The following is a 14,692-nucleotide window of genomic DNA, read 5'->3' as shown; positions in this document are numbered from 1 at the left end:
CCCGGGCATGCCCCATACCGGGGCCATGTCCGCCGCATCCGTTGCCGAGACCGAAATCGCGAAGAAGGCGCTGAGCGTGCCGCCGGGGACCTTCCGTCACACCGTGCTGGTCGCCGCCAAACGCTTCAAGTCCACCTGGGCCGAGCTGGGCAAGCTGCTCGTCACCGTCCGGGACGAGGCGAAGTTCGAGGAGTGGGGCTATCCCACCTTCGAGGCCTACTGCCTCAAGGAACTGCACATCAAGAAGCAGACGGCCCTCAAGCTCACCCGCTCCTTCAGCTTCCTGGCCAAGCACGAGCCCGAGGAGGAGCTGCGGGCCCAGGAGTTCCCAGAGAAGGCGCCCGCCTTCGAGGTCATCGAAGTGCTGGCCGACGCCGAGGAGCGTGGCCAGTTGTCTCCCACTGAATACAAATCCCTACGTGACAGCATCTGGAGCCCGGAGAAGAACCCGACGGAGCTCAAGAAGGAGTTCACGGAGCGCTTCCCCCGGCCGCCGCCCGAGCCTCCCCCCGAGAGCCTCCAGGTGCGCAAGCTGGCGTCCATGGCCCGGAAGCTCGCCAGCGAGCTGGCGGGGTGCCGCAAGATTCCGAACGCTGTCGCCGAGCGGGCAGCCGCCCTGGCGGACGACGTGGAGGAGCTCGCCTCGGGCGTGACGGACGCCTGAGCCGCTGTTACTGAACGCTCACCCGTTGCGGCCGCTGTACGGTCCGTAACGGGCCCGCACCGTTGGGCTTCCTGCCCAGGTGACAGGGCCCTATAGTGGTTCAGGGCCCCGGTGTAGGTGGGCCTGACGGCTGTTCGAGACGTGGGCAGGCCGTGTGGGTAGGGGAGCGGTGGACGGCGAAGTGGCTCCGGCAAGTCTGGGGTCGGCGAACTCGGAGGCGGCAGTGAAGAAGGAGCACCACGTCAACCTGTCCTGCTCGTTCTGCGGAAAATCGCAGCGCGAGGTCCGCAAGCTCATCGCGGGACCGACGGTTTACATCTGCGATGAGTGCATCAAGCTGTGTAACGACATCATCGCGGACGAGAACGAGCGAGAGGAGGGCAAGCCCCAGGTCAGCTTGCCGACGCCTTCGGAGATCAAGGCGTTCCTCGACGACTACGTCATCGGTCAGGACCAGGCGAAGAAGGTCCTGTCTGTAGCGGTCTACAACCACTACAAGCGCATCTACCAGAAGAAGCCCACGTCCCGACCGCGCCCCGGCGTGAAGAGTCCGTCGGGCGAGGAGGTGGAGCTGAGCAAGAGCAACATCCTGCTCATCGGCCCCACGGGCTCGGGCAAGACGCTGCTCGCCCAGTCGCTGGCGCGCTTCCTCAACGTGCCGTTCACCATCGCGGATGCCACCAGCCTCACCGAGGCCGGCTACGTGGGTGAGGACGTCGAGAACATCATCCAGAACCTGCTCCACAACGCCGACTACGACGTGGAGAAGGCGGCGCGCGGCATCGTCTACATCGACGAGATCGACAAGATCGCCCGCAAGGGTGACATGCCCAGCGCCACGCGCGACGTCGGCGGCGAGGGCGTGCAGCAGGCGCTGTTGAAGATCATCGAGGGCACCCGCGCCAACGTCACCCCGCGGGGTGGCAAGAAGTACAACCAGCAGGAGTACGTCCAGGTCGACACGACGAACATCCTGTTCATCTGCGGCGGCGCGTTCCACGGCATCGACGGCGTCATCAAGCGCCGCGTGGGCGAGAAGGGCCTGGGCTTCGGCGCGAAGATCACCCACCGCGAGGAGCGCAGCGTGGGCGAGCTGCTCGCGCTGACGGAGCCGGAGGACCTGATGAAGTTCGGGATGATTCCCGAGTTCATCGGTCGTCTGCCGATGATCGCCACGCTGAACGACCTCAAGGAAGAGGACCTGGTCACCATCCTCGCCCAGCCGAAGAACGCGCTGGTGAAGCAGTACCAGAAGCTCTTCGAGATGGAGAAGGTGAAGCTCACCTTCACGAAGGAGGCGCTGCGCGCCATCGCCCGCGAGGCGATGCGCCGTCACTCCGGAGCGCGCGGCCTGCGCGCCATCCTCGAGGACGCCATGCTGGAGATCATGTACGACGTGCCGTTCCGCGAGGGCGTCAAGGAGTGCAAGATCACCGAGACGGTCATCACCCGCCACGAGCCGCCTCAGCTCGTGATGGAGAAGGAGAAGAAGACGGCCTAGCGGCCCTTCTGCTCCGTGCCGTTCTGCTCGGCCCCTCCTTCCCTCACGGGAGGCAGGGGCCGAGTCGTGTCCGGCGGTCCGTTACGCGGCGGCCGTCGTGGGCAACAGCGAGGGCAGGGAGATGACGAACTCGGAGTACTCGCCCATGACGCTCTCCACGCGAATCTCGCCCTGGTGCTCCTGGACGATGTCGTGGACCAGGGACAGGCCCAGGCCCGTGCCGGAGCCCGCGGGCTTGGTGGTGAAGAACGGGTCGAAGAGCTTCTCGCGAATCTCCAGGGGGATGCCCGGCCCGTTGTCGCGCACCCGCAGCTCCACGCGCGCGGCGAGCCTCCGGGTGGAGACCAGGATGCGGGGTGTGAAGGCGTCGCCCTCGCCGCGGCGCTTGGCCAGCGTCGCGTAGAAGGCGTTGTCGAGGATGTTGATGATGAGCCGGCTGATGTCCCCGGCCACCACCTCGACGGTGCCCACGCGCGGGTCCAGCTCCGTGTCCGTTTCCACCGCGGCCGCGCCCTCGCGCACGCGCAGGCCCTGGACGGCCAGGTTGACGCTGTCGCGAATCAGCATGTTCAGGTCCACGCGGGTGCGCGAGCCCTCGGAGCGGCGCGAGTGCCGCAGCATCGTCTTGATGATGTCCGAGGCACGGCGCCCGTGGGTCTGGATGCGGCGGGCGTTCTGCTTCAGGTCCTCCAGCGTCTCGAGGATGTCCTCGGCGGTGGTGGACTCCAGCTTCCCCGTCTGGGCGCGCAGCGTGGTGTCCAGCTCCGCGGCCAGCCGCGTGGAGAGCTCCGAGAAGTTGTTCACGAAGTTGAGCGGGTTCTGCAGCTCGTGCGCGATGCCCGCCGTGAGGGCGCCCAGCGACGCGAGCTTCTCCTGGGCGACCAGCTGACGCTGCATCTCCTGGATGCGGGTGAGCGTCTCGGCCAGCTCCACGTTCTTGCTCTGCAGCTCCGCGGTGCGCTCATCCACGCGGCGCTCCAGCGTGTGGCTGTACTCCTCCAGGCTCGCGTACAGCCCCGCGTTCTCCAGGGAGATGGCGGCCTGGAAGGACAACAGGCGCAGGACCTCCAGTCGCTCGGGGGTGAAGGCCCCGCGCGTGGCGTCGTTCTCCAGGTAGAGCACGCCCGTGAGCGAGCCCTGCTTGAGCAGCGGGCTGCACAGCACGGACTTGGGATGCGCGGTGCGCACGTACGGGTCCTCGGAGAAGGGCTCCTCCGTCGCCGCGTCGTCCAGGATGACCGTCTCGCCGGTGCGCACCACGTAGTGGACGATGGAGGCCGGCAGCGCCGTGGAGGACTCCACCGGCACGCCCTGGTCCAGCAGCACCCGCGCGCCGTCCACCGAGCCCTCGGCCTCGATGTAGAGCCCCTCGGGGCGCATGAGGATGAGGAAGCCGCGCCGCGCGCCTGCGTTCTCGATGAGCAGCGTCATCAGCTTGCGCAGGAGCTTGTCCAGGACGATTTCGCCGGACAGCGCGCGCGCCGTCTTGAGCACCGACTCCAGGTCCAGCGAGGCCAGCGGCGTGCCCGCGGACTCCTCGGCCCGCACGGGCTCGGGAGTGGTGGGGAGCAGGTGCGGGTACTCGCGCTCCAGTCGCGAGGCCACCGCGCGCGCGCCCCAGCGGACATACGCGGCCCGGGAGTCCTCCAGGTAGCCATGGGCCACGCGCTCGCGGCGCTGGTCCAGGTGGAACCTCGCCGCCAGCTCGCAGCCGACCGCCTCGTCGAGCGACAGGCCGTGCTCCCTCGCGAGCCGGATGGCCCGGTCATAGCCATCCGCGGCCTCGGTGGGCTTGCCGTCCACCCGGGCCCGCTCCGCGTCGAGCAGCTCCGCGCGCGCGGCGTAGTTCATCGGGGCGATGCGAGCCCAGCCGCGCATCTGCTTGCGGAGCGCGTCGATGGTGCGGGACGCGCGCAGGCGCTCCAGCGGCCCTCGCGACGTGTGCAACTCGAGCAGGGCCAGGCCCTGGAAGAACTTGTACCAGGGCAGGTAGATCTGCCCGGTGATGAGCTCCGCGCGGGCATCCACCGCGGCCGCGCTCTCCAGGGCGCCCTTCGCGTCGCGCCACAGCCAGCGGCGCATGGTGCGCATGACCTCGCAGGTGGCGATGCCGTTGGAGTAGCCGGCCTGGTGGTACGGCGCGACGATGTCCCGCTCCCGGGCCTCCACGTCGCCGGTGAACGCGCCGGTGAGCACGTCGAGGGTGTGCCGCGTGTACTGGAGGAACGGCACGTTCGTGTGCCGGTGGCTCGCGAGCGCGTCGCGGAAGCGGTCGACGCGGGGGCCATGCTCCAGGAGCCCGTCCCGGCCGATGAGGGACACGGCGCAGCCGGCGCTCGCGTTGTAGGCGAAGTACTCGATGTCGCCCGTCTCCTGGCCCTTGCTCGCGCCGGCGAAGAAGTCATCCAGGCACGTGCCCAGCGGCTCCTTCCAGTGGCGGATGAAGAGGTTGAAGACGAAGTGCACCATCGAGCGCAGGCTCTCCGCGCCGAAGCGGTCCAGCGTCTTCAGCGCGAGCCGCCCGTAGCGATAGCCCTCCTCGGGGTTGCCCAGGTGGACGCTGAGCATCAACCCGTAGCCCACGTAGCCGAAGGCGGCCGTGCCCGTGGCGCCGTGGCGGATGGTGAGCTGGAGGTTGCGCAGCACCACGAGCGGGAAGAGCAGGGGGCGGGCCATGAACGCGGCCGTGGCCAGCTTCATCATCACCCGCAGCGTCGCGACGAGCAGCGGGTCCCTCAGCTCGGGGAGCGACTCCAGGTCCTCCGGCTTGCGCAGGCCCAGCAGGACCTTCGTCTTCGCGACGCCCGCCAGCACGTGCGCCTGGATGGGGCGCGCGGGCAGGTGCTGGCCCAGCATTCCGAGCACCTCCAGGCCCAGGTCCACGGCGCGCTCGTGCTCGCCGCGGTGGGAGTGGCACTGGATGCGCACCAGGTGCACGCGCACCTGCTCCAGCCGGTCCTGGGCGTGGTCCAGGGCCGCGGTGGCCAGCCGCTCCATCTGCTCGAAGTCCGCCGCGAGATACGCGGCCTCGGCGGCCTCGACGTGCAGGTCGAACGCGAGCGCGCGGTTGGCGCTCCAGCCGTCGTCCCCGAGCAGCTGACGGCCTGTCGTCAACAGGCGCAGCGCCGCGGACCACGCGCCGCGTGACTTGGCGCCGCGACCCGCGCGCAGGTCCAGGGCCGCCACCCGGTGCCGCTCCTGCGCGTCCTTCAGCACGGGAAGGGCCAGGTGGAAGTGGCTGACGATGTCCGCGAGCTGCTCGTCCATCAGCTCGGGCGGCGTGTGCCGCAGCAGCAGGCGGCCGATGCGCGCATGGACCTCCGGGCGTTGCTCCGGGGGCGTCAGCTCCAACGCGGCCTGCTGGACGCGGTCATGCGCGAACTGGAAGCTGTCGGAGGGCTCGGTGTCCGTGAGCCGCTCGCCCACGGGCGCGACCAGGGCCGCGTGGAGCACCTCGTCCAGCACCTCCGCCGTCTGCTCGGGCGTCTGCTCCAGCACCGTGGAGAGGTTGCGCAGGGTGAAGGCATGACCGAGCGCGGCGGCCACGGGCAGCAGCGCCTGGGCGCCCGGGCTCAGCTCCCGGATTCGCGCGGTGAGCAGCGCCACCACGCCGTCGCTGAAGTCCTGACCTCGCAGGGCGCCGCCGTCCCAGCGGAAGCCTCCACCCTCCGCGTCGAAGCGCACGAGCCCGCGTTCATAGAATGCGCGCAGCAACTGCACCGCGAAGAAGGGGTTGCCCTCCGTCAGCGACAGGACCACCGCGTCGAGCTGCGTGTCGGGCTGTCCCGCCGCCGCGGGGAAGACATCCGCGACCAGGCGTGACAGCTGCTCGGGGGACAGGGGCTCCAGGTCGATGCGCTGCACGGGTGTGCCCGCCTCGCGCAGGGCCTGGGTGAGCCCCTCGACGGGGTGCTCGGCGTCGAGGACTTCGGTGCGGCACGCGGCGACCACGAGCAGGTTGCCCAGCTCCCGGTCCGTCAGGAGCTGGCGCAGGAGCTGGAGGCTCGCGCTGTCCGCCCACTGCAGGTCATCCAGCACGATGACGAGCGGATGCTCGGGCGTGGCGAGGACGCCCACCAGCTTGCGCAGCACCAACTGGAAGCGCAGCTCCGACTCCGCCGGGTCCAGCTCGGCCACGGGCGGCTGCTCTCCCAGCACCAGCCCCAGGCGCGGCACCGCGTCCACGACGAGCTGGCCCATCCCGCCCAGCGCCTCCAGCAGGCGCTGCCGCCACAGGTCCAGGCGCTCTTCGCCGAGCAGGCTTCGGGCGACCTCGCGGAACGCCTCGAAGATGCCGGAGTAGGGCGTGTCGCGCAGGAGCTGGTCGTACTTGCCGCGCACGAACAGGCCGTGCTTCTCCGACACGGGACGCTTGAGCGTGCCGGTGAGCGCGGACTTGCCCATGCCGGCCGCGCCGGTGACGAGCACGAAGCCCGAGCGACCGGTGGCGGCCCGCTCGAAGGCCTCGCGCAGCGCGGCCTGCTGGGGGGCCCGACCATAGAGCCGCTCGGGGACGGCGAAGCGCTCGGGGACGTCCTTGGTGCCCAGCTCGAAGTCGGGCACGCCATTGCCCGTCTCCAGGCCATCGAGGCAGCGCTGCAGGTCGGCCACCAGCCCGTAGGCGCTCTGGTAGCGGTCCTCGGGGGACTTGGCGAGCAGCTTGAGGATGAGGGCCGACAGCGTGCGCGGCAGCTCGGGCACCAGCGACTGGGGCGGCGGCGGCGGCAGCGCGACGTGCGCGTGGACGAGCCCCAGCGCATCGGTGTCCGCGAAGGGACGGCGGCCGGTGAACAGCTCGAACAGCATGACGCCCAGCGAATAGAAGTCGCTGCGGGAGTCGACGCTGCGATGCGTGCGGCCGGTGGCCTCGGGGGACAGGTATTCGAGCGTGCCCTCGAGCCGGTCCGGAGCGACGGGGGCCACCTCCGCGCGGGCGCGCCGCGTGGCGAGGGTGAGCCCGGTCAGCTTCACGGACACGCCGTCCGCGCCCACGAGCACGGACGCGGGCTGCAGGTCCCGGTGCAGGATGCCGGCGGCGTGGAGCTGGCCCACGGCGCGCGCGAGGGCGACGGCGAGCCGGCAGCCGGCGAGGACCTCCATCCGCCCCACGGCCAGTCGCTGGGCGAGCGTCGTCTCGCCGAAGCCCTCGAGCACGAGCACTGACATGCCGGGACGGGACTCCTCCAGGGCCAGCGGGTGGAGGACGCCGTCGAGGCGTAGGGGATGGGTCAGCTCGAATTCGTGACGGAGCCGCTGCGTGAGGGCTCCGGTGCGCGAGGGCTCCGCGAGCTTGAGGTTGACGGTGGCTCCATCGTTGGCGCGGGTGGCGCGAACGAGTTGGAAGGAGCCGGAGCTGCAGAGCGCTCTGTCGCTTCGGTAGCCAGGGACATCAATCATTGCTCGACCCGTGCGCGCAGGGGCGCGGCACCCCCCTTGGGGCCGGCAGGCTAGCTGTGCCTGCCCGCGACTCGCAACCGAACCGGGCCCGCTTCACGGGGCGGCTGCCTGCTCACCGGAGTGGTGGTCTGGGGCCGGGTGTGCCATGCAACCTCCACGGTGATGAGAGCGACGGCCAGGGTGGAACAGGACACACGGCGGGACGGCAGGCGCGTCCTCGTCATCGGCAGTGGTTTCGGAGGGCTCGCGGCGGCGGTGCGACTGGCCGCGCGTGGCTGGCGAGTCACCGTCCTGGAGCGTCGCGCCGTCCCGGGTGGCCGCGCCCACGCCTTCCAGCAGGACGGCTTCACCTTCGACGCGGGACCCACGGTCATCACCTGTCCGCACCTGCTCGAGGAGCTCTGGGCCCTGGCGGGGCGGAAGCTCTCGGAGCACGTCGAGCTGCGGCCGGTGACGCCGCTCTACCGGATGCGTTTCCCGGATGGCTTCACGTTCGACTACCACACGGACCGGGAGCGGATGCTCGAGGCCGTGCGCCGCGTCTCCCCCGGGGACGAGGCGGGCTACCTGGCGCTGTCCGCCCGGGTGGAGCGGATGTACGAGGCGGGCATCGGCCCCTTGATGAGCGCGCCCGTGCCGCACGTGCTGAGCCTGGCGCCCTTCACGGCGGCGCTGGTTCGCGACGAGGCCTTCCGGACGATGTATGGCCTGGTGTCGCGTCACGTGAAGGACGAGCGGCTCCGGCAGGCGCTGAGCTTCCATCCGCTGCTCATCGGCGGCAGTCCGTTCTCAGCCGCGAGCGCGGTGTACACGTCCATCCAGTTCGTCGAGCGGCGCTGGGGTGGGTTCTTCCCCGTGGGAGGGACGGGCGCGCTGGTGCGGGGCCTCGTGTCGCTGCTGGAGTCGCTGGGCGGTCAGGTCCGCTACGACAGCGAGGTGTCGGAGATCACCGTGGAGGGGCGCAAGGCCACGGGGGTCCGTTTGGGCTCGGGGGAGTGGCTCCCCGCGGAGGCGGTGGTGTCCAACGCGGACGCGGCGTGGACGTACCGGTACCTGCTGCCGCGTCACGTGCGCAGCCACTGGACGGATGACCGCATCCAGCAGGCGCGATACTCGATGAGCGTGTTCCTCTGGTACTTCGGCACACGGCGCCAGTACCCCGAGGTCGCACACCACACGCTGCTGTTCGGTCGGGATTTCCGAGGCATGTTCTCGGGCCTGTCGGGCTCGGGTCAGCCGTCGCAGGACCCGCTGCTGTACCTGCACCGTCCCACCGCGACGGACTCGGGCCTGGCGCCGCCGGGACATGACGCGTTCTATGTCCTCGCGCCGGTGCCGCATCTGGGCGAGGGCTCGAACTGGAAGGCGAGGGCGGAGACGTTCCGTCGCATGCTGGCGGAGCGACTGTCGCGCACGGTGTTGCCCGGGCTGGAGTCGGAGTTGATGACGTCGAGGGTGTTCACGCCCGAGGACTTCCGCGATGACCTGCGCTCGTTCCGGGGCGCGGCGTTCAGCTTCGCGCCCACGCTGTTGCAGACGACGTTCTTGAGGGCGCAGGCGAAGAGCGAGGACGTGGACCGGTTGTATCTGGTGGGCGCGGGGACCCATCCCGGCGCGGGCCTGCCCGCGGTGCTGTGCTCGGCGAAGATCGTCGACACGGTGATGGCGGGGGCGTGAAGGGGGGCCTCGGGCGCGGGCTCGCGACGAAGAACGGCGCGCGCCAGAACGCCGGAGGTGTCACGCTCTGTCGTGCATGGCGAGCGTGGGCTGCATGAGCGCCGGGGCGAGGTGTGACATTGCCCATGCCGTGCGGAGGTGAAGGGACATGGCGGAAGTCGCGGGACTCGAGCGCTGTCACGTCATCCTCAAGGCCGCGATACTCGCGGCGAAGCCCGAAGACCGGCCCGCGATTCGTTGGGCGCTGGGCGGCCCGCGTCCCGTGTGCCCGGCGGCGGGGCAGGTGGAGCTGGGGTTGTGGTTCTCCTCCCTCGTGTCGCCGTTCCTCGCGGATCGGTTCGAGGAGGCCGTGGCGAGCCGCATCGTCGAGCGCGTGCGGGACTTCCTGTCGAAGCCCCTGCGCCTCACGCCCCAGGAGTCACTCTCGCTGGGGCACGACAAGAAGCTGACGAGCAAGGCGGGCCGCGCCTATCACGCGCTCATCGCGGACTCGCGCTCCGAGGCTGACGAGTCGGAGGCGCTCGCGGTGGTCCGGCGGACGGCAGGTGCTGCGGCGGCGCTGTGTCGCGGCAAGGACACCTTCGTGCACCTCACCGCCGCGGTGGCCCGTGTCGTGAAGTACCTCGACGAGGAGCCCGGCCGCGCGGGGCTGAGCGTGCAAGGGCTCCTCACGGAGCTGGATGCGCGCATCCTCCGACTGGAGTGCCACGCAGCCATCGCACCGCTGCTCGCGGGGAGCGCGCCTCCGGACCTCGAGGCTGTCCTGTGGCGCGCTGACGGCGGCAAGGGGACCGCGAGGCACTTCATCGCGAGGCTTCGCGGCGGGAAGCTCGGACTGGTGACGAAGCTGGGCGCGAGGTGGACCTGGATTCAAGGAGGGAAGGACGAGGTCCTCGCCTCCGTGCCGGATGCCTGCTTCGAGGAGGCGACCCGCGCGGTCATGGCGGGTGACTGAGTCGCGCGAGCCCGTGCCTCGGAGAACCCATGCATCCTCCGAGGCACCACCGCCGTCATGCCGCTACTTCTTCCGAGGCGCTCTCATCGTGAAGCGCGGGTACACGTCGTTCTCAAACACCTCGCGCAGCTTGGGGAAGTTGAGCACCCAGCGCACGCCCATCCGCCACGGGGCGAAGAGCGCGCGCGGCACGCGGGGGAACAGGCCCGGCAGCCAGTTCTCGTAGGCCTTCTGCATCGCGCTCACGTCGTAGTCCTCGCGAACGTCCACGCAGTAGGGCGGGTCGTTCGGCACGTGGCCATCGAGGATGTCCCCCAGGCCCGGCGGCAGATACGTCGTGTGCAGCGTCATCCCGATGTCGAAGTTCTTGCTGCCCAGCCGGCAGATGGGGCCCTTGGCGATGTCCTCCGAGTCGAAGATCCACACCTCGTCCCCCGTCGAGTCCGGCGGTAGGTTCGGCGTGGGGTCCGACACCACCAGCGCCACGACGTAGCCCTTCCAGTACGGCACCATCGGCAGCTTGATGCTCGGCACGAACTGCGGCGCGAAGCCGAACCAGCCGGTGGGCAGCACGTAGCCGTCGAAGCGGCCGGAGTTGACGAAGAACTTGAAGAAGCTCGCGGCCCGGCCCTCGCGGATGGGCAGGCCCTCCCGGTCCCCGACGATGGGCTTGTACATCTGGTAGATGAACTCGGGGACCATGTCCGCCGTGAAGCCATCCGAGTTGAAGTAGATGGCGAGCTCGTCCTCGGGAATCCCCCACTGGATGCCACCAGGAGGCTCACCTCCGGGGGGCGGCTCGCGGGGGACCTCGTCCAGGTACAACTTCAGATTGGTCTCGAGCTCTCCGTTGATGAGGCCCGTGTTGGAGAAGACGGTGAGCCCCCACGTGTAGTCGTCATGCGAGTGCAGCTTCGACTCGATGGTCCGCCGGCGCATGTCGATGTGGTGCACGCCCAGCGAGCTGCGCGTCACCGGCACCGCCGTGGGCATGCCCTCCTGGTACGCCTGGGCCCGGTTGCCGTTGATGAGCAGGTCCCCCTCCCGGATGGTGTGGGAGAGGTCCTCGGTGGGCGAGTGCCCCACGACAATCGTGATGACGTCGTCCGGGTTCTCGTAGCGCGCCGCGAAGTGCAGACCGCCACCGCCGGACTGGAAGCGGTACGCGGGGATCCTCGGCGGGTCATCGGGCAACAGCGTGCCGGGCGAGGGCCGCAGGTCCGAGCGCTTCACGACCCAGAACACCGCCTGGGGATAGGAGGGCTCGGAGGTCAGCCGGCTCACCAGTCGCTGCAGCCGAGTCATCCCCGGCAGCGCCGACTGCACCGCGATGTTCCAGAAGTTGACCGGGAAGTTGCTGTCCAGCAGGACGACGTAGTCGCGCGTGACGGCGATCTGATGCAGCGACTGCGTCACCACCGGCTTGCCCGTGGCCGCATCGATGAGCGACCAGTGGTGCAGCCGGTTCTCCCACGTGTCCCAGCTCACCAGGTGCGTCCAGCCCTCCCCGAGCGGCCACTTGGGCGCGTGATTCGTCAGGAACAGGCGCGGCTTCTGCCCGGCGCCCGGCGCCTCGGAGATGGCCACCGGGTGCTCGGACGCGAAGGCGGGGTGCGCGGTGCTCTGCAACAACGGGAAGGTCCACGGTGTGCCGATGGCCGGCTTCCACTCGCGCAGGTAGCCCAGCGGCGTGTACGCCTCCAGCGTCATCGGATGGATGGCCCACGGACGCCCCGCATCCGTCGTCACCAGCATCATGTTCTCGCCCTGCACCAGGAAGGGCGCGGTGTTGGGGGCCTCCTGCGCGCCCAGGGCGATGGACACGTCCGACAGCGTGGTCTCCCGGAACTGGTTGAGGTAGCGCGTGAGCGGCCCGCGCGACGTCTTGCCCTCGTTGACCGGCTCGCGCGCCACGTACGACGGCGTCTCCATGATGGACGAGCTGAACGTCGCGTGGGCCCCGTCGAAGTCGAGCCGCAGCACGAGCCCATCCGACGCCAGCGCGGGTGAGCCCTCCGACACGCTGGGGCCCGCGACGAAGACATGGCCGTGCAGGTCCGGGGGCAGCTTGCCGGCGAGCACGTGCAGCGGCTCGCGCGTGAAGCGCTCCCGGTTGGACGTCATCGCGTTGCGCGGCATTCCGGGTCGGAGACCCGGCGGGACGGCGACACCCGGGTACGTCGTCCCATCCGGCAGATGGGGCGGCGCGGGCGGCGGCACATCCTCCGCCGAGGGGGAAGGAAGGGGAGACACGGCGCTTCGAGTCACATCAGGCATGACTCCTCCACGGGTAGGGAGCTGCGGAACAGGTCGGGGAACGGGGCCAGCACGGTAACACGTGCGACGTCCGCGACTCGCACGAGGTGGCACGTCCGCCAGGGGAGGGAGGGGGCGGGATGGTGTTCCGGCGTGTGGACCCGATGTGCCATCATCGCGACGCCCGGTGCGACCAACCATGAACCAACACGACATGTCTGAGCCGCGCATCATCGGCGGGCGATACGTCCTCGAGCGGGTGCTCGCGGGCGGTGGGATGGGCACGGTGTGGGTGGCGACGGATCCCAAGCTCCAACGCCGCGTGGCCCTCAAGCTCATGGCCACCCACTGCGCGCCCACCCCGCACGCCTTGCGCCAGTTCGAGTGGGAAGCCCAGGCCATCGCCCGCTTCCAGAGCCCGCACGTCATCCAGATCCACGACTGCCATCTCGAAGGCGACACCCCCTACATCGTCATGGAGCTGCTCGAGGGCGAGGACCTGGAGGCCCTGCTCAACCGCCGAGGCCGCCTGTCGCTCGCCATGGTGGAGCGGCTGCTCACGCAGACCTCCCGCGCCCTCACGGCCGCCCACGCCGCCGGTGTCATCCATAGAGACCTGAAGCCCGCGAACATCTTCCTTTCCCGGAGCGCGTCCGGAGAGGTCGTGAAGGTGCTGGACTTCGGGCTTGCCCTGTTGACCCAGGGTGGCACGGCGCATCCGCACCCCGAGGAGGAGATGGCGGGGACGCCGCGCTACATGAGCCCCGAGCAGCTCCGCGGGCTGTCGCCCAGGTTGGACCACCGCTGCGACCTGTGGGCGCTGTCGGTGGTGGCGTACCGGGCGCTCACCGGACAGCACCCGTTCCCGTTGGAGTCGCTGCGCCAGTTCCGCCTGGGCAACGTGCCGCCGCCGCCGGTGGCGCCGTCCTCGCTGGCGCCCGAGCTGGGCACGGAGGTGGACGCGTTCTTCGCGCGGGCGCTGGACGTGGACCCCTCGAAGCGCTTCCAGTCCGCGCACGAGCTGTCCTCGGCCTTCAGCGCGAGGGTGGAGGCGGGGCGGCCCGCGCGTCCGGCCAAGGTGCTGGTGGTGGACGACGAGCCGGATGTCGCGGTGCTGATGGAGCAGGTGTTCCGCAAGCAGGTCCGCCGCAACGTCTACCAGTTCCTGTTCGCGGCGGATGGCGAGGAGGCGCTGGAGGAGCTGCGCCAGCACCCGGACACCGAGGTGGTCCTCTGCGACATCAACATGCCGAGGATGGACGGGCTCACGTTCCTGTCGCGCATCGGCGAGGTGACGACGCTCACGCGCGTGGTCATCGTCTCGGCGTACGGGGACATGAGCAACCTGCGCACGGCGATGAACCGCGGCGCGTTCGACTTCATCACCAAGCCCATCGACTTCCCGGACCTGGAGGCCACGCTCGTCAAGACGCTCAAGCACGTGCGCGAGCTGCGGCGCACGGTGCGCTACACCGAGGAGAACGGCCTCTTGCGCATGTTCGTCCCGGGCGGCGTGCTGGAGCGGCTGCCGCCGATGATGCAAGGCACGGAGGCCATGGCGGGCGAGTGGGTGGAGGGCACCGTCGTCTTCGTCGACGTGCACGGCTTCACCCCGGTGCTCAAGGACGAGGCGCCCCCGGAGTCGCTGCGGCGGCTCAACGCCATCTTCGAGGCCATCGTCCCGGAGGTGCTCTCGCGCGGCGGCACGGTGGACAAGTTCGTGGGCGACGCGGTGATGGCCGTCTTCCGCGGCCCCGGCCACGTGGACCATGCGCTGGAGGCGTGTCTGTCCATCCGACAGCAGCTCGAGGTGCTGGCCACGAGGGGAGGCGAGGGCGCCCCGTATGCCCATGGGGTCTGCATGGGGCTGGACTCCGGGGACGTGGTGTCCGGCAGCATCGGCGCGAAGGCGTCCGGGCGGCTCGACTACACGGTGCTGGGGGACGTGGTGAACACCGCGGCCCGGCTGTCCACCCTGGCGCGGCGCGGGCAGGTGCTGCTCAGCGAGCGGACCAAGGAGCGCGCGCAGGAGCCCTTCGACTACGCGGCGCTGGGACCCCAGGTGCCTCCAGGGGCCTCGGTGGAGCTGCTGGTGTACGAGCTGCTCCGGGCGGAGGGGGCACGCACGCCGGTGTCGGAGGACTCGACGCCGTACATGCCCTCTTCGGGGGGCCACGAGGAGCCCGGGGAGGGCTCGCACGAGGCGGCGGGGCTGGTGGCGCAGCCGTCCCGATGAGCGGGG

The 14,692-nt window shown here is 70.1% G+C and carries 7 protein-coding genes; 5 read left to right on the top strand and 2 right to left on the bottom strand.

Annotation, left to right across the window (positions count from 1 at the left end; genetic code table 11):
* Positions 1-7: 7 nt before the first annotated feature.
* Positions 8-664, top strand: coding sequence for a hypothetical protein (locus VZQ01_RS42565; RefSeq protein ID WP_223784435.1), 657 nt, complete (start codon positions 8-10; stop codon positions 662-664).
* A 223-nt stretch (positions 665-887) separates the two neighbouring features.
* Positions 888-2,165, top strand: a complete 1,278-nt coding sequence (gene clpX, locus VZQ01_RS42560; RefSeq protein ID WP_141323921.1) for an ATP-dependent Clp protease ATP-binding subunit ClpX — start codon at positions 888-890, stop codon at positions 2,163-2,165.
* Between the two features lie 81 nt (positions 2,166-2,246).
* Here clpX and VZQ01_RS42555 read toward each other — a convergent pair whose 3' ends face one another.
* The gene (locus tag VZQ01_RS42555) at positions 2,247-7,562 is read right to left on the bottom strand and encodes a trifunctional serine/threonine-protein kinase/ATP-binding protein/sensor histidine kinase (RefSeq protein ID WP_426746509.1); all 5,316 of its coding nucleotides are present in this window, start codon (positions 7,560-7,562) and stop codon (positions 2,247-2,249) included.
* 180 nt (positions 7,563-7,742) lie between these two features.
* On the opposite strand from VZQ01_RS42555, the gene crtI reads away from it, so the two are divergent.
* The gene (gene crtI, locus VZQ01_RS42550; RefSeq protein WP_426746508.1) at positions 7,743-9,239 is read left to right on the top strand and encodes a phytoene desaturase family protein; all 1,497 of its coding nucleotides are present in this window, start codon (positions 7,743-7,745) and stop codon (positions 9,237-9,239) included.
* Between the two features lie 148 nt (positions 9,240-9,387).
* The gene (locus VZQ01_RS42545; protein WP_426746507.1) at positions 9,388-10,194 is read left to right on the top strand and encodes a hypothetical protein; all 807 of its coding nucleotides are present in this window, start codon (positions 9,388-9,390) and stop codon (positions 10,192-10,194) included.
* A gap of 63 nt (positions 10,195-10,257) precedes the next feature.
* Here the strand turns inward: VZQ01_RS42545 and VZQ01_RS42540 are convergent, their stop codons facing one another.
* On the bottom strand, positions 10,258-12,447 hold the full coding sequence (locus VZQ01_RS42540; RefSeq protein WP_426746506.1) for a carotenoid oxygenase family protein: 2,190 nt from the start codon (positions 12,445-12,447) through the stop codon (positions 10,258-10,260).
* 217 nt (positions 12,448-12,664) lie between these two features.
* Here VZQ01_RS42540 and VZQ01_RS42535 point away from each other — a divergent pair, with 217 nt between their 5' ends.
* Positions 12,665-14,686 carry a protein kinase domain-containing protein gene (locus tag VZQ01_RS42535; RefSeq protein WP_223749919.1) on the top strand — a complete coding sequence of 674 codons (2,022 nt, stop codon included), beginning with the start codon at positions 12,665-12,667 and terminating at the stop codon, positions 14,684-14,686.
* Positions 14,687-14,692 lie beyond the last annotated feature (6 nt).

The organism is Myxococcus faecalis, assembly GCF_050039385.1.
Taxonomy (GTDB): domain Bacteria; phylum Myxococcota; class Myxococcia; order Myxococcales; family Myxococcaceae; genus Myxococcus; species Myxococcus fulvus.
This window is presented reverse-complemented; position numbering and strand designations above follow the sequence as displayed.